Source organism: Methylobacterium sp. Leaf118 (assembly GCF_920984675.1).
GTDB lineage: Bacteria > Pseudomonadota > Alphaproteobacteria > Rhizobiales > Beijerinckiaceae > Methylobacterium.
Genome location: NZ_CAKLBV010000049.1, coordinates 1 through 17017, shown reverse-complemented (window position 1 = coordinate 17017; position 17017 = coordinate 1). Strand labels below are relative to the sequence as shown.

18 protein-coding genes are annotated in these 17017 nt (G+C 71.1%); 10 read left to right on the top strand and 8 right to left on the bottom strand.

Annotated elements, in window-relative coordinates:
• Window positions 1-65: 65 nt before the first annotated feature.
• On the bottom strand, window positions 66-1052 hold the full coding sequence (locus LW587_RS17950) for a Bug family tripartite tricarboxylate transporter substrate binding protein (RefSeq protein ID WP_232630962.1): 987 nt from the start codon (window positions 1050-1052) through the stop codon (window positions 66-68).
• Window positions 1053-1289: 237 nt separating this feature from the next.
• On the opposite strand from LW587_RS17950, the gene LW587_RS17945 reads away from it, so the two are divergent.
• Entirely contained in the window at window positions 1290-1925 is a 636-nt protein-coding gene (locus LW587_RS17945; protein WP_232630961.1) for a DUF938 domain-containing protein, read from the top strand.
• An 85-nt stretch (window positions 1926-2010) separates the two neighbouring features.
• Window positions 2011-2259, top strand: a complete 249-nt coding sequence (locus LW587_RS17940; protein WP_232630960.1) for a hypothetical protein — start codon at window positions 2011-2013, stop codon at window positions 2257-2259.
• A 104-nt stretch (window positions 2260-2363) separates the two neighbouring features.
• Here LW587_RS17940 and LW587_RS17935 read toward each other — a convergent pair whose 3' ends face one another.
• The 6 genes from LW587_RS17935 to LW587_RS17910 form a co-directional block, all read right to left on the bottom strand.
• On the bottom strand, window positions 2364-3032 hold the full coding sequence (locus LW587_RS17935) for a MarR family winged helix-turn-helix transcriptional regulator (RefSeq protein WP_232630959.1): 669 nt from the start codon (window positions 3030-3032) through the stop codon (window positions 2364-2366).
• Between the two features lie 370 nt (window positions 3033-3402).
• The gene (locus tag LW587_RS17930) at window positions 3403-3813 is read right to left on the bottom strand and encodes a response regulator (RefSeq protein ID WP_232630958.1); all 411 of its coding nucleotides are present in this window, start codon (window positions 3811-3813) and stop codon (window positions 3403-3405) included.
• A 156-nt stretch (window positions 3814-3969) separates the two neighbouring features.
• Window positions 3970-5226, bottom strand: coding sequence for an adenosylmethionine--8-amino-7-oxononanoate transaminase (locus tag LW587_RS17925; protein ID WP_232630957.1), 1257 nt, complete (start codon window positions 5224-5226; stop codon window positions 3970-3972).
• A gap of 106 nt (window positions 5227-5332) precedes the next feature.
• Window positions 5333-6025: an outer membrane protein gene (locus LW587_RS17920; RefSeq protein WP_232630956.1), complete on the bottom strand. Its 693-nt coding sequence runs from the start codon at window positions 6023-6025 to the stop codon at window positions 5333-5335.
• A gap of 407 nt (window positions 6026-6432) precedes the next feature.
• Window positions 6433-6669, bottom strand: coding sequence for a hypothetical protein (locus tag LW587_RS17915; RefSeq protein WP_232630955.1), 237 nt, complete (start codon window positions 6667-6669; stop codon window positions 6433-6435).
• A 16-nt stretch (window positions 6670-6685) separates the two neighbouring features.
• Window positions 6686-7201 (bottom strand): hypothetical protein, encoded by a 516-nt coding sequence (locus LW587_RS17910; protein WP_232630954.1) that lies wholly within the window; start codon window positions 7199-7201, stop codon window positions 6686-6688.
• Between the two features lie 229 nt (window positions 7202-7430).
• Between LW587_RS17910 and LW587_RS17905 the strand changes: the two genes are divergently transcribed.
• Window positions 7431-8849 carry an HdeD family acid-resistance protein gene (locus LW587_RS17905; protein ID WP_232630953.1) on the top strand — a complete coding sequence of 473 codons (1419 nt, stop codon included), beginning with the start codon at window positions 7431-7433 and terminating at the stop codon, window positions 8847-8849.
• A 22-nt stretch (window positions 8850-8871) separates the two neighbouring features.
• On the opposite strand, the gene LW587_RS17900 is transcribed toward LW587_RS17905, so the two are convergent.
• Window positions 8872-10083: a serine hydrolase domain-containing protein gene (locus tag LW587_RS17900; protein ID WP_232630952.1), complete on the bottom strand. Its 1212-nt coding sequence runs from the start codon at window positions 10081-10083 to the stop codon at window positions 8872-8874.
• A gap of 186 nt (window positions 10084-10269) precedes the next feature.
• Here LW587_RS17900 and LW587_RS17895 point away from each other — a divergent pair, with 186 nt between their 5' ends.
• The 7 genes from LW587_RS17895 to LW587_RS17865 all read left to right on the top strand — a co-directional run.
• The gene (locus LW587_RS17895; protein ID WP_232630978.1) at window positions 10270-10596 is read left to right on the top strand and encodes a DMT family transporter; all 327 of its coding nucleotides are present in this window, start codon (window positions 10270-10272) and stop codon (window positions 10594-10596) included.
• Window positions 10597-10846: 250 nt separating this feature from the next.
• Complete coding sequence (locus LW587_RS17890; protein WP_232630951.1) at window positions 10847-11095, top strand: hypothetical protein; 249 nt, start codon at window positions 10847-10849, stop codon at window positions 11093-11095.
• A 267-nt stretch (window positions 11096-11362) separates the two neighbouring features.
• Window positions 11363-11869, top strand: coding sequence for a hypothetical protein (locus LW587_RS17885; protein ID WP_232630950.1), 507 nt, complete (start codon window positions 11363-11365; stop codon window positions 11867-11869).
• A 76-nt stretch (window positions 11870-11945) separates the two neighbouring features.
• Complete coding sequence (locus tag LW587_RS17880) at window positions 11946-12449, top strand: hypothetical protein (RefSeq protein WP_232630949.1); 504 nt, start codon at window positions 11946-11948, stop codon at window positions 12447-12449.
• Window positions 12450-12838: 389 nt separating this feature from the next.
• Window positions 12839-14089, top strand: a complete 1251-nt coding sequence (locus tag LW587_RS17875) for an NHLP bacteriocin system secretion protein (protein WP_232630948.1) — start codon at window positions 12839-12841, stop codon at window positions 14087-14089.
• Entirely contained in the window at window positions 14086-16284 is a 2199-nt protein-coding gene (locus tag LW587_RS17870; RefSeq protein WP_232630947.1) for an NHLP family bacteriocin export ABC transporter peptidase/permease/ATPase subunit, read from the top strand. The genes LW587_RS17875 and LW587_RS17870 overlap by 4 nt, the downstream gene beginning before the upstream one ends.
• On the top strand, window positions 16274-17017 hold a 744-nt coding region (locus tag LW587_RS17865), incomplete at its 3' end, for a hypothetical protein (RefSeq protein ID WP_232630946.1). The genes LW587_RS17870 and LW587_RS17865, both read left to right, overlap by 11 nt.

Here is a 17017-nt window from a genome sequence, read left to right as displayed (position 1 = left end):
CGGGGGCGGAGGGCGGCTCGGCGTCGGGAGCGCGTCGCGCCGCGGCAGGGCGGCCGGAAACGGGCTCAGTTCGTCGCGATGAACCCGGCCTTGGTCATCAGGTCCTTGTGCTTCTGCTCGTCCTGCGTGAGGAAGTCGACGAAGCTTTGGCCCGAACGGAAATCAGGCACCAGCGCATTGCGCTCGAGATAGGCCTTCCAGTCCGGGGTCTCGGTGACCTTCTTGAACAGATCGACGTAGAAGGCCTGCTGCTCCGGCGTGACCTTGCCGGGCATGAACATGCCACGCAGCATCTGGTAGGTGACGTTCACGCCCTGCGACTGGCAGGTCGGGATGTCGGACCAGGCCATGTCGGCGGTGATCTTCTGCGTGTACTCGATCGGCTTGTCGGAGAAGGCGCAGAGCGGCTTCACCGCGCCCGAACGCCAATTGGCGATCTCCTCGGCCGGATTGTTCATGTTGGCGTCGATATGCCCGCCCGCGAGCTGCACCGAGGCCGGTCCGCCGCCCTGGTAGGGGACGTAGGTGATCTTCGTGCCGGTGGCCTGCTCCATCGTCACGGAGATCAGGTGATCCTCGCGCTTCGAGCCGTTGCCGCCGGTCTTGAGCGGCGGACTCGCCGTCTTGGCCGCGGCGATGAAGTCGCCCGCATTCTTGTAGGGCTTGGCGCTGTTCACCCAGAGCACGAAGGCGTCCTGCGCCATCATCGCGATCGGCGTGAAATCCTTCCAACTCACCGGCAGCTTGGTGGAGAGCGGCGTCATGTAGATGCCGCTCGAGGTGGTGATGAGCTTGTGGGGATCGCCGGCCGACTTCTGGATGTCGAGCATCGCCTCGCCGCCCGCCGCCGCCGGCTTGTTGACGATGATCACCGGCTGCTTGACGAGGTTGTTCTTCTGTATCGCTCCCTGGATCGTGCGCGCCATCTGGTCGGACGAACCGCCGGGCGGGAAGGGAACGATGATCTCGATCGGCTTCGTCGGCTCCCAGGCCTGCGCCGCGGCGACAGGCAGCAACAGGGACGCGATCGCGGCCTGCACGGCAACTTTCATGGCGTTTCCTCGTGGTGCTCTTTTCGGCACGCGAACTTTATTGGTTTCGGCTCGACAACGCGATTCGCACCGACCGTCGACGACCCGGGAGTGAGGTAGCCCAGACCGGGCTGACCACAAAATGAATTTTGAATTATCTCGCAAGCCCGTGCAAGTCGGGGCCGACGATTTTTGCACGCAAGGCTGTGGGGACCGGGGCCATGACGGGTCCCACGACACGCCGGAGGAGGTCGATCCGTGACGGGAGACAGGGGGGCGGAACCGGCACCAAACGATGCCTTGATCGCGCCGGCGGCGGCGCGCAACGGGGGCGCGATCCTTTCCGTCCTGCGCGAGGTCCTGGCGCGCGGCCGCCTGGTTTTGGAGGTCGCGAGCGGGTCGGGCGAGCACGCGGTGCGCTTCGCGGCCGCCAGGCCGGACCTGCGCTGGCAGCCGAGCGACCCAGAGCCCGCCGCGCTCGCAAGCATCGCGGCCCATGCCCGGATGGCCGCCCTGCCGAACCTCCTGCCGCCGGTCGCCCTCGACGCCTGCGCGCGGAGCTGGCCGGTCGCACGGGCGGACGCCATCGTGAGCATCAACATGATCCACATCGCGCCCTGGGCCGCGACCGAGGGCCTGATGGCCGGGGCCGGCCGCCTGCTGCCGGAGGGCGGCCCGCTCTATCTCTACGGCCCCTTCCGGATCGACGGCGCCCATACGGCCCCGAGCAATGCCGGCTTCGACGAGGACCTGCGGGAGCGGAATCCGGATTGGGGGGTGCGCGATGTCGAGGCGGTGCTGGCGGCGGCCGCGATCCATGGCCTGCGCCTCGACCGGGCGATCGCGATGCCGGCCAACAATCTCAGCCTGATCCTGCGCAAGGCCCCGGCCTGACCCGGCGCCCCCGTCGGCTGGGCCCGCGGGAACGGTTTGCCGCGGCGGGCCGTTTTCGGGCCCAGCGAAGCAGGGAGACCATGCCATGAGCAAGCTTGCCGCGATGCTGGCGGGGGCCGCCGCCGCCGTCGTCCTGGCCGCGCCCGCCCAGGCCCATGAGTGGGGCGGGGGCAGCTGTGTCGGCTACGGATGCGCGCGCGTCCTCGACGACGGCGATCGCCCGGTGCGGCAATACCGGCGCGTCGAGGAGATCGAGGAGCGCCCGGTGCGGGTGATCGAGCGCCGGTCCTATCGTCGGGTCTACGAGGAAATCGAGGACGACGACGAGGACTGATCGCGGGGGGCGGACGCTCGCGTGAGCGCGTCCGCCCGCTGGCTACGGCACCGGCGTCACGCAACCTCAGCGTCGGGAGGCGTGACCCTCCGGACGCTTGAGCGTCAGGAAAGCGGGACGTCGGGGCCGGGCGCGTCGGAGAGGAGGTCGGCCTCGTCCTCGTCGCCATCCATCTCGTGATCGGCCTCGTGGCCCGAAACGCCCGCGGCCTCGGCGAGATTGCGGGCGACCCGGCGCAGGAGCTTGCGCAGACGCCGCCGCTCCTTGTTGTCGAAGCCTTCGAGCAACTCGGCCTCGACCTCGTCCCAGATCCGCTCGATCCCGGCCGCCTTGGCGAGACCGGCTTCGGTGAGGCGCACCCGCACGATGCGCCCGTCGCCGGCCTCGGCGCGGCGCTCGACGAAGCCGAGGGCGGCGAGCCGCGAGATCGTCTTGGAGGCGGTGGGAGGCCGCACCCGCAGGGTCGCGGCGAGGTCGCCCATGGTCATGCTGCCCGCGGCGGCCAGCGCCTGCACCACCTGCTCCTGGCCCGCGAACAGATCGAGGGCGGCCAGCCGGTCACCGACCCGGGCGCGATGCAGTCGCGCCGCCTGGACGAGGGCCCAGCCCACGCTCTTGGCCGCCGGGGGACGCAGGCGCTTCGCGGATTTCTCGGCGGCCTTCTCGGCGGCCTTGCCGCCGCCTTTGCCGTTCTTCTCGGCGGCCTTGTCCGCGCCGCCGGCTTTGCGGAGGGGTTCGGCCGCGGCGAGAGCCTCGGTTGCCGTCGCCGACATGATCTGGATTCCCTCGCGGAGGCAGCGTGAGCCGGAACACCGCGCCGTGCCGGCCCGCGGCAGCATCTGCAGTCTCACCATGAAACTTCGATGACAGTCGCGCGGTCCGGCGGGATTGCCTCCTAGCTTCCGAGGGGAAAGGCACGGCCCCCATGGGAGGGTTTCCGGACGCTGAGCAGGGAGTTCGATCGGAAACGCGTCGGGGGAGGGGGGGCGTCGCGCGCCCCGCGGCCTCGACCCTCGCGCGCTCGGCGCCGTCGGTCCGCGGACGGCCACCGCCGCGATCCGCGCCGATGCGGGAGATCTGGCGGCCGTCCGATGCTTGGCACGGAGGTTCGGCGCGCCACCGAGCCGGCGGCGCGCCGGAGCGTCAGCAATGCGGCATGATTCCCTTGAGCCGGGCCAGGATGTCCTCGCCCGCGCAGGGGCGGGCGATGAACTGGGCGCCCGCCGGCATCCGCTCGGGATCGGGGGCGGCGCGGCCGGAGACGATCAGGATCGGCAGTTCGGGCCGGGCCTGCGCCACGGAATTCGCCAGCTCGAAGCCGTTGACGCGGCCCGACAGCTCGACATCGGTCACGAGGCCGCAAATGTCGGGACGGGCCTGGAGAATGGAGAGCGCGCGCTCGGCGGAGGCGCACTGGACGGTTTCGTAGCCGCCATCCTCCAGCACGTCGCCGAGATCCATGATGGTCAGCGCCTCGTCCTCGACGATGAGGATGACGGGGCGGTTGTCCTGCGCAGTCGCTTGCGGATTCGTCGTCTCGGTCTGGCTCGCCACCTCGGTTCTCCCCGCTTGCCTCGAACGACCCAAGATTTTCGCGTCAAGTTGTTCGCGGACTTGCCCGGTTCCAACGAAGCAACCCTCGCGCCGCCGCGTTGATCCAACGAGAAACCCTGCCGCGGGTTGCAGGGTCCTCTCGCAGGCCGTGCGGGGTCAACCCTTGGCGGTTTCGGCCACCGTCGCGGCGACCGCGTCGAGGAGCCGGTCGAGCTCGTCCTCGGAAATCGTCAGGGCGGGCGTCAGGTAGACGATGGCGCCGAACGGGCGCACCCAGACGCCCCGGGCGAGCAGCCGGCTCTTCAGCCCGGCGAGATCGGGGGGGCTCGCGAACTGCACCGCGCCGATGGCGCCGAGCACGCGCACCGCGGCCACGCCCGGCAGACGGGCCAGCGGGCGCAGGCCGGCCTCGAGCCGCCCGGCGATCGCCCGGGCCTGCGCCAGCCGCGGTTCGATCTCGAACAGGTCGAGGCTCGCATTGGCCGCCGCGCAGGCGAGCGGGTTGGCCATGAAGGTCGGCCCGTGCATCAGGGCGGCGGCCGGATCGTCGGACCAGAAGGCGGAGAACACCTCCGTGGTCGCGACGGTCGCGGCGAGCGCCATCGTGCCGCCGGTCAACGCCTTCGACAGGCAGAGGATGTCGGGCACGATCCCGGCCTGCGCGCAGGCGAACATCGTGCCCGTGCGGCCGAACCCCGTGAAGATCTCGTCGGCGATGAGCGGCAGGCCGTGACGGCGGGCGAGCCGCGCCACGGTGGCGAGCACTTCCGGCGGATGGGTGAGCATGCCGCCCGCCCCCTGCACCAGGGGCTCGACGATCACCGCGGCGAGTTCGTGCCGGTGTCGGGCGAGGGCCGCGTCGAGGGCCGCCGCCTGCGCGGGCGTGCGCGGCAAGTCCGAGAAGAGCTGGGCCGGCAGGTAGGCGCCGAAGCGGCGGTGCATCCCCTCCTCGGGATCGCAGGCCGACATCGCGCCCAGGGTGTCGCCATGGTAGCCGCCGCGGAAGGCGAGGATGCGGGTGCGGCCGGTCTCCCCGCGGTTGAGCCACATCTGCACCGCCATCTTCAGCGCCACCTCGACGGCGACCGAGCCGGAATCGGTGAAGAAGACGTGGTTCAGCGTGCCCGGCAGCAGGGCGGCGAGCCGCGCGCCCAGGCGCTCGGCCGGGGCGTGGGTGAGCCCGCCGAACATCACATGCGGCATGCGCGCGAGTTGCGCCGCGACGGCCTCGGCGATGTGGGGATGGTTGTAGCCGTGCACCGCCGTCCACCACGAGGCGATGCCGTCGATCAGCGTGCGCCCGTCGGCGAGGGTGATGCGCGCGCCCTGCGTCGCCACCGCCTCGAGCGGCGGGGCGGCGCTCTTCATCTGGGTGTAGGGACGCCAGAGAGGGTGCGGGCCGGGAGCGGTCATGCCCGGGGGATGGGCGGGGGCGGGCCGCCTTGTCAAACGCGCGCGCTGGATCGCCTGCCGAGGCCGTCCGAGCGGGAGGCGGGATCGGCCCGCCCCCCGAGACGGATCAGAACCAGGTCAGGCGATGATTGAGGCCGACCCTGACCTGATGCACGTCGTAGCCGACCTCGACCTTCTGCGTGACGCCGCCGATCCGCACGGTACCGGTCCGGCTCAGATCGGCATAGAGGTATTCGGACTTGACCGACCAGCTCGGATTGATCGCGTACTCGACGCCTCCGCCGACGACGTAGCCGTCGATCGGGACGGAACTGCTGGACGAACCGGAATACCCGCCGAAGGGGAAGTGCCGCTTGACCGAGTCGGGGAGGTTCTGCGCCTCCTTGGGCAGGCTGATGCCGGGCACGGTGGCGCTGCCGCTGGCCCCGATCGACGAGGCGCCCCAGCCGCCGGTGGCATAGACCAGGATCGGTCCGAAGGCGTAGCCGACGCGGCCGCGCACGGTTGTGACATAGGGCTCGCTGTTGAGGCCCCCCTTCGCGTCGAACCCGAGGCCGGGAGCCGACGCGCCCGCTTGCGCCACGAAGGACGCGTAGCCTCCGTCCGCCTCGAAGCCGATCACCACGCCACCGCCGGGCGCGAACTGGTGATTGTAACCGATCGTGCCGCCGACGGTGAAACCGCCCAGGCTCGCCTCGGCGTCGATGCCGCTCTTGGGCACGGCGGTCGTGGCATGGAACGCGCCGCCCGCGGCGGCCCCGACATTGACGCCGAAATAGGCGCCCGTCCATTCGGGCACGACCGGATCGACGGCGGGAAGCGAGGGCCGAAGAACGTCCCCGCGGAACGGCAGGTCGGCCGCGATCGCGCAAGAAGAAAAGGTTAACAAAGTCGCAAGCGCGACAGCTGGCGTTCTCACCGAAGCCCCCAAAACACCTTACGTTGTCTTAAATGGCTTGGTTTGGTTAATGGTGGCTTAACAGCCCGAACGGCCACTCCCTGTACTTGTCTGCATGAGCACTTCTGCATGAGCACCGCTGCGGTCGACCCTGCCGGCCGGTGCCCTGGCGGGATCGTTGCTCTCGGCGCGCGAGCACGGCCCGCGCGGTGCGGGCGGGCCGTTCGTGACCTGAGGGCGCGGCGATCTCGGGCGGCGAGCCGCCCCGACCCCGCGCGGCGCCGGATCGGATCCAGCATCCGATCGCGTCACGGATGCAGGATGCCGACGAGGTTGACGAGTTCGTCGACGCGGAGCGGTCGCCACCCGAAACGGCGCCTGAGGAGCGCGTAGACCGCGCAGAGCAGGACCACGGCGCCGAGACCCGCCAGGATGAAGACGCGGATATCGCCTGTGACGAGCCCGACCGTGGCCGCGATGGCCGCGGTGGCGACGAAGACGAGGCGGCTCGGATGCCGCGGACCGGGACCGATTGGGTCGGACATCGCCGAGCCCCCCCGATCAGCGGCTCCGGCAATTCGGGCCGTACCAGGTCATGGTCCTGCGATCCATGCCACCGTCTGAGGAGGCCCCGCAGACGGGAAACGCCCTGTCGCCGCTGCGCTGGAGGCTGAGCACCTTGAAGAGATCGTGCTGCGCCTCGCGTCGGCGGTTCTGTTCGGCAAGCTGGGCCTGAAGCTGCAGGCTGCGCTCGGCCTCGATCTGGGTGCGCTGCTGGCTGAGGCCCATCATGCATTCGGCAAGGCCGTCGGTGCCCGCCCCGAACCCGAACTCGGCGCATTGCCGCTGATCCATCGCCCGCCGCTCCTGCGGGGTGACGCAGGCCGTGAGCGCGAGCGTGCAGCCGGCGATCAAGCCGAGCCGAACGATGCCGGCGAGACGGTCGCTTTCCGAGCGCGCGACGGGCGCGGCGCTGTCCCCGCCGGACCGGGATCCCATCCCGGCGCCGTCACGGGCGTGGACACAATGCATGGCAGCGGACGTCGTGGTCATGAGCAGATCGGCCTCGTTGGTCACGTCCACGAGCCTGCGATCGCCGCCGAAACGACGCCTGTACCGGTTCGCTCAAATTGTCCCGATCCCGCGGCGCCGGTGCGATTCCACGCCGTGCTCCCCACAATCCACGGTTTGTCGCATTCGCCCCCTGTTCCGATGCAGGGGACGGCCGTGGTTCCCCGTTAAGTCAATCATCATGCCCGTGCGGAATGGTTCGGCCCTCCGCGTCGTCTTTCGGAAACGCCCGGTCATGTCCAAACTCTCCCTCGCCACACTGGACGCGCCGCTTTCCGGACCGGTCGTCGCCGGCCGTCGCGCGAGGAGCTTCGGAGAGGCGCGGCCCGCCCCCCTCTGGCTGCTGCTCGTGGGGCGCGCGGAGGTGCGGCGGCACTGGCACCTGCTTCTCGCGGCGGGCGTCCTCTGTGCGAGCCTCGGCATCCTGACGGTGATCGACTCCCTCGACGGGGCGCTCCACGTGCCGGATCGCTGGTTCGGCCTCCTGCTCCTGATCGAGGGCGTGGCCTCGCTGGTCGCCGGAACCGCCGCCACGGGCGCAGCCCGCCGGCTGCGCCTGCTCAAGGGAGGGCTCCTCTTGCTGCTGGCCGTCCTGATCGTGGCGTCGACGCGGCATAGCACCTTCCTGCTCGCCCTGATCTTCGGCACCGTCTTCCTCGTCGACGGGGCGGTCCGGATCGTGATCGCGAACCTGCTGAAGTTCTCCGGCTGGCGGATGTCGGTCGCCCTGGGGGCTCTGGGCGTCGCGTTCGGCCTGTTCCATCTGCAGCCCTGGCCGACCTGGTACGCCGGAACCGTGGGCTACTGCCTGGGGATGTTCCTGATCCTCAACGGCGCGCGGTTCGCGCTGGCCGGCCTGCTGGTCCGGCGCGGGGCTGCGAGATCCAGCACGGTCTCATCGCCCGCCGCCGCGCCGGCCTCCGACAGCCTGACGGTCTATGTCTGGACCCCCACCGGGCACGCCACGACGCCGGCCCGGCAGCGGCTCGTCCGCCGCTACGTCGCCTCGGTGAACGCGCGCGGCCTGTTCTCCACGGGGCACGCCGCCTTGGCGCAGGGCGACGATCTCTATCTCAGCCATTATCCGGCGGTGGAGATCGATCGATCCGCCGGCAACCTGCGCGCCACCCTGCGGGCCGGTCCGGAGAACGACGTGCCCGGCCGCTTCCTCCCCTCCTACGCCTTCGAGGCGGACGATTGGTGCGAGGCGACCGTCGCCGTCACGATCACCGGCATCGACGCCACCCAACTCCGGACGTTCTGCGACGCCTATCGCCGCGACCCCACCTACAACTTCACCGGCCGCAACTGCTCGACCACCGTGGCCCGCGCCCTCGACGCGGCGGTGGACGGGGCCTTCGCCCGCGCCGGTCGGCCCTGGCGGCGCCTCGCCAAGGCCCTGACGACCCCCGAGTTCTGGGCTGCGGCGCTCCTGCGGAACCGGGCGGCCAGCGCGACGTGGACGCCGGGCCTGGTGCTGGACTACAGCCGCGCCCTCGGCGCGCTGCTCGATCCCGCCGCCCCCGTGCCGGGCTTCTCCTGGACGGGGGGCGCAGGGCGGCGCGTCCGCAACGGGCCGGGCGGCTCCTGGGCCGGGCTGTCGCGGATCGTGCGGCGGCGTCGGGCGCCCGGCGTCGAGCCGTCGGAGGCGTGAGGGGGCCGGTCCCGCGGCGCCGTCAGGGCGCCCGGGACCTGAGATCGACGGCGATCGCCTGCATGACCGCGAGGGTCTCGGCCTCGTCCTGCTCGGCCCCGTGATCGCTGAGCTTCACGATGACCGTGCCCGTCTCGCGGTTCACGTAGACGTACTGGCCGTAGACGCCGATCGCCGAGATGTCGCCATCGTCCCCGCCGGGGGCATGCCACCACTGGGCGGAGTATTGCCAGCCGTCGACCACGCGGCGGGCCGGGGTCGCGATCCGCTCGATCCAGCGCGTCGGGATGATGCGGGCCTGGCCCGCGCGTCCCTGATCGGCCACCAGGAGGCCGAAGCGGGCGAAATCCCGGGCCGTCGCGTTGAGGCAGCAGAACGCCTTCTCGACGCCCCCCGACCGGTCGAGGTTCCAGGTCGCGGCGGCCTGCGCGCCCATCGGCTTCCAGATCCGCTCCGACAGGAGGTCCGCCAGGGGCTTGCCCTCGACCCGGGCCAGGATCAGACCGAGCACCTCGGTGTCGATGCTGCGGTACTGGCCCTCGCTGCCCGGCTTGAAGGCGAGCTGCGCATGGTCCCGAACGAAGGCCGTGATGTCGCGCGTCAGGTACATCCCGGCCGTCCCGGTGAGGGGGCGGCGCGGGTCGTAGTTCTCCGGCACGGCGAGCCCGCTCGTCATGTCGAGGAGATTGCGGACGCTGATCTGTCCGAAGACCGCCGCGTTCCGCAATTCGGGCAGAAGATCCGAGACGCGGTCGGTCTCGGCGAGCCGGCCCCGCGCGATGGCTGATCCGACCAGCAGCGAGACGATCGACTTCGCCACCGACCAGGACGGGAACAGCGTCGCCGGTCCGGTTCCGGGCCGGTACCATTCATGGGCCAGACCATCGTTCTGGACCACGAGGAAGGCGTTGGTGTGCGTCGCCGCCAGCATCGTGGCGAGCGAGACCGACTGCCCCTTCCAGGGCACCTGCTCGAGGATCCGGCGCGGCTTCGCGGGCAGGGCGCGGGCCTGTGCGGGCGCCGGGACGGTGCGGCCCGCAAACCAGGGACCGACCGCCGACGGCTCGAGGACGGCCAGGGCCGCGAGGGTGACGGGATTGGGAAGGCCGAGCAGGGCGGTGGTGGTCCAGGTGCCGCCCGCGACGAGCGCGGCCCCGATCGCGCCGGTCGCGATCCATCGGCGGGCGGGCGTCGTGCGGATCGACGGTTCGGGAAGCGTGGACGCCCGGGACATGGTGGTGTGGTGTCCCAGAGGAGCTTGAAGATTCCCTTGATGCCGGCCGCATTCGGGGATTGCGCGGGCGACGGGTCGCGTCGCGCCGGGGGCGGGGCAAAGCTTCAAGACTTTTCCCGGCAGATCTCCACCGGCCGGCCCTTCGGTCGGAACGATTCCCCTCCGGTAAGGATGTCACTGGTGGCCATGCACCCGTTCCTGATTCTCGGTTTCGCGATCTGCGCGGAGGTGACGGCCACGCTCGCCCTCAAGGCCGCCGACGGCCTCACCCGCCCGGGCCCGACCGTGATCGTGGTCCTCGGCTACGGCACGGCCCTGTGGCTGATGTCGACGAGCATGGACATGCTGCCGATCGGCGTCGTCTACGCGATCTGGGCCGGGGTCGGCATGGTCGGCGCGGCGCTCGGCGGTGCCTGGCTCTACGGGGAGCCGGTCAACACGACGCTGCTCGTCGGTATTGCCGTCGTCGCCCTCGGCGTGACGATCCTCGCGGTCGGGCAGGCCCAGCACTGAGGCGCGGCGCCGGGCCCGGCGCGGGCGCCCGCGCGGCGGTTCGCGGAGGCCCGTACGGGTCGGGCCGCGGCGGATGCTTCGATTGGGCAAATGCTCGTAAAGCATCTGTTGATCAAAGCCTCCATGTCCCGATGCTTTTCCCGGGGCATATGCGAGATGTAATTTTTGATAAACTTTTGTGGTCTACTCACAAATTCGTGATCAGTGCGCTGATCTCGCTTTGTGGAGTGCAGGCAAGATGGCAAATTCCATGATCCAGCCGATCGGAGACGTTGACCACAAGCTCGACGACGCGGTGCTCGACAGCGTTCAGGGGGCAGGAACGTCTTCGGGATGGCAGAATGTCGACGGGCATATGCTCTGGGTGACCCAGACCATCGAGCCGGGACACGTTTCGAGCGACGCGAGCACCTTCCGGCACGACAGCCAGGGCAACATGTTCCGCTGGGACAACTCCGTCGGCCACGAAGTGCAGGTGACCCGCAAAGCCGCCCGGTGACCGGCACAGCCACGGGGTGATCCGCCGAGCCTCCCGGTGAGGCGCGCCCCGATCGCTGCGTGACCCGCATGGTCCGGAGCGCCCCGCGACGGGCGAGACACCGCCGCGTCGCAGAGCGCTCCCGCCGGCCCCGACGCGCCGCCGGCCGAAGGCCGAGCCCGATCTCGTCGCCCTCGGAATCCAGGCTGGGACGTCTCCGCAGCGACGCCGGGCGTCGCGACGGGACGACGTTTCCCCCTCTCACGTCTGTCCAAGGTCCCCTGACCCATGACTTTCCAAGACCCGAACAATCCCCGGTTCCAGCACTTCCAGGCGATGATGATCGCCGTGCAGGGCGATGCCGAGGCCTCCGCCCGCTTCAATGCCGAAGTCACCACGGCGCGCGCCCTTGTCGATTACTCCGCTGCCCACGGCGTGACCCTCAGTGAGCCCGAGGCGCAGGGCATCTTCGAGGCCGTCAGCCGCTTCGCCGAGGCCCAGGGGGCGGGCGGCGAGGGGCAGCGCCTGAGCGACACCGATCTCGAGGCGGTGAATGGCGGCCTGAGCTGGGCGGCCGTCGGCGGCCTCGCCTGCGGCATCGTCGGCGCGGTCGGCGGCATCGCCATCGCGATCGCCACGGCGCCCATCTCCATCCCCCTCGGGACCGCCGCAGGCCTCGCCGCCCTCGTCGGCACCGCCGTCGTCGGCGGCGGCAGCGGCGCCTTCTCGGGTGCCGTGTTCGGCGCGATGGTCGGCGGCGGCGCGCAGGCGGCCCACGACGCGATCACGAGCTGAGGTCCCGGCGACGGGGCAAAGTCCCACGGACTGGCCCCTCATCGGTCGCGCACACCATCGAGAGGATCGAGAGTTCATGACGAGCCCAACCCAGCAGACCCCGCACGACTTCGCTCAGCACATGGCGGTCGTACTCCGGGACGAGACCCAGCTGAAGCACTTCGTCGCGACCGTGAACGACGGCCCAAGCCTCAAGGCCTTCGCCGCCGCCCAGGGCTATGATCTGCCCGCAGCCGAGGCGGAACGCCTCATCGCCGAGGCCGGCGCGCTCGTGAACGCCTATTCCGACCAGGGTCCGATCAGCGACGATCAGCTCGAAGCCGTCAACGGTGGCTTCAGCTGGGCCGCCGCCGGCGGCATCCTCGGCGGGCTCGGCGCGGCCGCCGCGGTCGCCTTGGCCGTCGGTTGCATCATCGCCGCCCCGGCCACCGGGGGCGTGAGCCTTGCCGGCGCCGTCGCCGCCCTCGGAAGCTTGAGCGCCGGTGCGGCCGGCACCGTCGTGGCGGGTTCCCTGGTGACGGGCGCCTTCGTCGGCGGACTCGGTGCGGCCGGCGGCCACCTCGTCGATCAAAGCCTCTGAACGACCGTCGGTGACGGGGGACGCCCGAGCCGGCCCGCGCCGGCCCGGGCGCCGTCGCGTCCGAGGGGATGCCGCTTCGCCCCGGCAAAGACCGGAGGCAGGACGATCCGTCAGGTGAATTTTAATCAATCTGTTGTCTTTGTGGCAGTCGATCCGACGCCGGATCGTCCGACTCCCACGGTGTGGTCTCCGCACAGCGCCGTGAGATGGAAACAAGCCCGATCGTGTGCTTGCGGATCCAAGATCCGCTCAAGACTAGGACGCCAACTCTCGGATCCGGCCGACGCGGTACGAGGGCCTGGTGGATGATCGTGGATCGGATCGTCCGGGCGAGGTTCTCGTCCTGGCGGCGGATCGGCGAGACGGCCCCTCAAGTTCAGGCCTCCCGGATGACGACCGCTCTCTACCGCAAGGAAGCGCTGGACGGCCTGGCCGGGCCCGATCAGCTCGACGAGATGGTGAAGGTCACCTCGCCGCTCGGTTGGGCCGCGCTCGGCGTCGCCGTCGTCATCGTCGGCGGCTGTCTCGGCTGGTCGATGTTCGGCAGCTACCGCACGACGGTCACCGGCCAGGGCTTGCTGGTTCCGGCCGGGGGCGCCTTCGTCAGCGTCTACGCCCCGAAGGCCGGCTGGATCGAGAGCTTCCGCCAGCGCGGCGACCGCGTGCGCAAGGGCGACCTCATCGCCCGCCTGAGCGCGCCCGAGGACGTGCTGCGGTTGAGCGACGTCGATGGCCGGGTTTCCCAGCTCAAGGCGCAGCGCGCCGCCCTCGTCACGCAGCTCGAGGACCATTTTACCAAGGAGACCATCGCCGCCCGGCGCAAGCGCGAGGCCCTGGAGGAGACGATCGACCTCGGCGAATCCCGCGTGCGCGAGCTCAACGAATTGCTGCGCCAGCGCGAGTTCCTCCAGGCGAAGGGCCTGACCACCGCCGAGCGGGTCATCGAGGCCCGCGAGCGCGTCTTCGCCGCCCAGGAATCGATCTCGCGGGCGCGGACCGACCTTCTTTCCCTCGACGCCTCGCTGCTCTCCCTGCGCCACCAGTCGGATCAGGAACTGGCGACCCTCGACCGGCAGTTGCGCGACGCGGAGGGCCAGCGCGACCAGAACACGCTGAGCAAGCAGCTCGCCACCTCGGTCGTGGCGCCCGTGGACGGGATCATCACCACGAACGAAGTCAGCGACCACGCCCTGGTCGGGGCGGGGCAGAAGCTGATGGTGGTCGAGCAGGGCGGGCCGCGCCTCGACGCCCTGCTCTACGTCCCCCCCGACAGCGGCAAGGAGGTCCGCCTCGGCATGGAGGTGCGCCTGTCGCCCTCGGTCGCCAAGAAGGAGGAGTACGGCACGCTGATCGGCACCGTGATCCAGGTCGACGACAGCCCCGAGAGCGAGAGCGCGCTCGCCTTCCGCCTCGGCAATGCCGATCTCGCCCGCGTCTTCACGCGGGCCGGCCCGCCGCTGCAGCTCGTCGTCCGGCTGGAGCCCGGCAACGAGGGTCTCGACAGCTATGCCTGGACCAGCCTGCGGGGTGCGGAGGTCAGCCTGTCCTCGACGACCCTCGTGGATGGTCAGGTCACCGTGCGCGCGGGGCGGCCGATCGGCCTGTTCATCCCCGCCCTGCGCCGGTTCTTCGGGCTATGAGCGAGACGAGGCTGCGCTTCCCGCGCACGCGGCGGGCGCGGGTCCCCACCCTCCTGCAGATGGAGGCCGTCGAGTGCGGCGCCGCCTGCCTCGCGATGGTGCTGGCCCATCACGGCAAGTGGGTGCCCCTGGAGGAGCTGCGGGTCGCCTGCGGCGTCTCGCGCGACGGAAGCAAGGCCAAGAACATGGTCCGGGCGGCCCGCCGCTACGGGCTCGACGCCGAGGGCTGGCGCACCGATCCGGCCAAGCTCGCGACCAAGACCCTGCCGGCGATCCTGTTCTGGGAATTCAATCACTTCGTCGTTCTCGAGGGCATCGGGCGCGACGTCGTCTACCTGAACGATCCGGCGACGGGCCCCCGCACCGTCTCCCACGAGGAATTCAACCGCGCCTTCACGGGCGTCATGCTCACCATGAGCCCGAACGCGGCCTTCGAGCCTTCCGGGCGGCGGCCGAACGTCTGGCGGGCGATCGCCCAGCAGCTCGCGCCCTCGCGCGGCGCGGTGGTTTTCCTGGTTCTCGCCGGCGCCGCGGCCCTGGTGCCGGGCGTGTTCGTGCCGGCCGCCACCAAGATCTTCGTCGACGACATCCTGGTCCGCCACCTGACCGACTGGATCCGGCCGCTCCTGACCGGGCTCGCCTTCGCCGCCCTCTTGAGCGGCGTGCTGAGCGCGCTGCAGGGCTACTTTCTCGCGCGCCTGCAATGGAAGCTCGGCCTCTCCCTCGGCCTGCGCCTGACTTGGCACCTGATGCGGCTCTCGCCGAGCTTCTTCGCCCAGCGCTATGCGGGCGACGTCGCGAGCCGGCTCGCCGCCACGGAGCGCGCCTGCGACCTGATCGGCAGCCAAGTGTCCGCGCTGCTCGTCACCGGGCTGGCGGCCCTGTTCTACGGCGCCCTGATGGCGGTCTACGATCCGGTGCTCGCCGGGATCGGCTTCGCCCTGGCGCTCGTCAACGTCGTCTTCACCCGCCTCGTCGCCCGGCGCCAGGAGAACGCCGCCCGCACGGTCATGCGCGAGCAGGCGGTGCTCGGCAGCCTCTCGATCAACGGCGTGCAGGCGATCGAGACGCTCAAGGCGACCGCCTCCGAGGACGACTTCATGGCGCGCTGGGCCAATGCCCAGGCCCGCACCATGAACGCCGTGCATCGGATGCAGGTGCCGCTGCAATGGCTCAGCCTGATCCCGAAGGCGCTCGGCGCCCTGACCATGGCCGCCATCCTGGGGCTCGGCGGCCTGCGCGCCATGGAGGGCCTCATCACGGTGGGGACGCTCGCGGCCTTCCAGACCGTCCTGTCGAGCTTCCTCGCCCAGGTGAACGGTCTCGTCGGGATCGCCTCGGGGATGCGCGAGCTGCGCGTGGCCATGGAGCGGGTCGACGACGTGCTGCGCTCCCCCCTCGACCGCCGCGCCCTGACCGTGGCCAGGGACCCGGCGAGCTCCGACAACGACAACGCGACGGTGCCGGCCCGGCGCCTGAGCGGCGCGATCGACATCGAGGATCTCGCCTACGGCTACAACCCGCTCGAACCCCCGCTGGTCGAGGGATTCTCGCTCGCGGTCGCGCCGGGGGCGCGGATCGCCCTCGTCGGCCCCTCGGGCAGCGGCAAATCCACGATCGCGCGGCTCCTCGTGGGCCTGGCCGATCCGTGGGCGGGCCGCATCCGCTTCGATGGCGTTCCGGCGGACCGGGTGCCGCCGGGGGTGGCCTGCGCCTCCCTGGCCTATGTCGACCAGACCATCGTGCTGATGGAGGGAAGCGTCCGCCAGAACCTGACCCTGTGGGACGAGCGCGTGAGCGAGCGCAGCCTCGTGGAGGCGGCCCGGGACGCGGGTCTGCACGAGACCATCGCGGCCCGGCCCGGCGGCTACGACGCGCTGGTCAGCGAAGGGGGCAGCAACTGGTCGGGCGGGCAGGCCCAGCGGCTCGAGATCGCCCGCGCCCTGGCGCTCGAACCGAGCATCCTCATCCTCGACGAGGCGACCTCGGCGCTCGATGCCGTGACGGAGCGGACGATCCTCGACAACCTGCGCCGCCGCGGCTGCACCGTCATCCTCGTTACCCATCGCCTCAGTGCGATCCGCGACTGCGACGAGATCCTCGTCCTGGAGCGCGGACGCATCGTCGAGCGCGGCCGCCACGACGCCATGATGGACGCGCGCGGAACCTACGCGGAGCTGATCCGTGCTGCATGAGCCGAGCCACCACTTCACCGGCACCCCGGCCGACGCCTCCGGCAGCCCGGGCTTCGCCGTCGAGGCGTGCCTGATCCGGGTGGAGGCGGGATCGGCCGATCTCTACCTCGACCGGCCCGGCCGTGCCGGCAGCCGGCGGCGGCTGGCGCGCCTGCACCCCGGCGACATCGCCGTCCCGCTGGGAGCGGATTCCCTCGGCCTGCGCCTCCTCGTCTTCCCGGGCCCCGAGGCCCGGCTCTCGAGCCTGGAGCCCGCGGCGTTCCGGACTGCGCTCGACGCGGCGGAGACCGGCGCGATCGCGGCGGCGGAGCGGTGGATCGAGCGGACCGTCCGGGCCTGCGGCACGCCGCTCGAAGGCCATCCCGGGTTCCTCGGTGAGGGCGCCGGGCCGATCGATTCGGGCTTCGTGCTGCGGCCCGCCGAGGGCCTCGTCTGGGTGTCCGTGACCGAGGGCGCCCTCACGACCGCCCTGCCGGGCTCCGGCCCGGCCCAGGCCGGCGATCTGCCGGTGCCGGTCGTGGCCGCCACCGGCGGGATCATCTCGGAGCACGGGGCGCAGATCGTCGGGCGCGGCAGTGCGCGCCTCGCCCAGGACGGTGGCCTCGCCCGCGCCTTCGCGGACTACCAGGCCCGGCTCGCCCGCTCCCTCGCGGCCGGCGTCGCCGCGGCGGATGCCACGGAGGCGGCCTTCGTCGCGGGCAAGCCCGCCCGGGACCGTGCCGTCCTGGCGGCG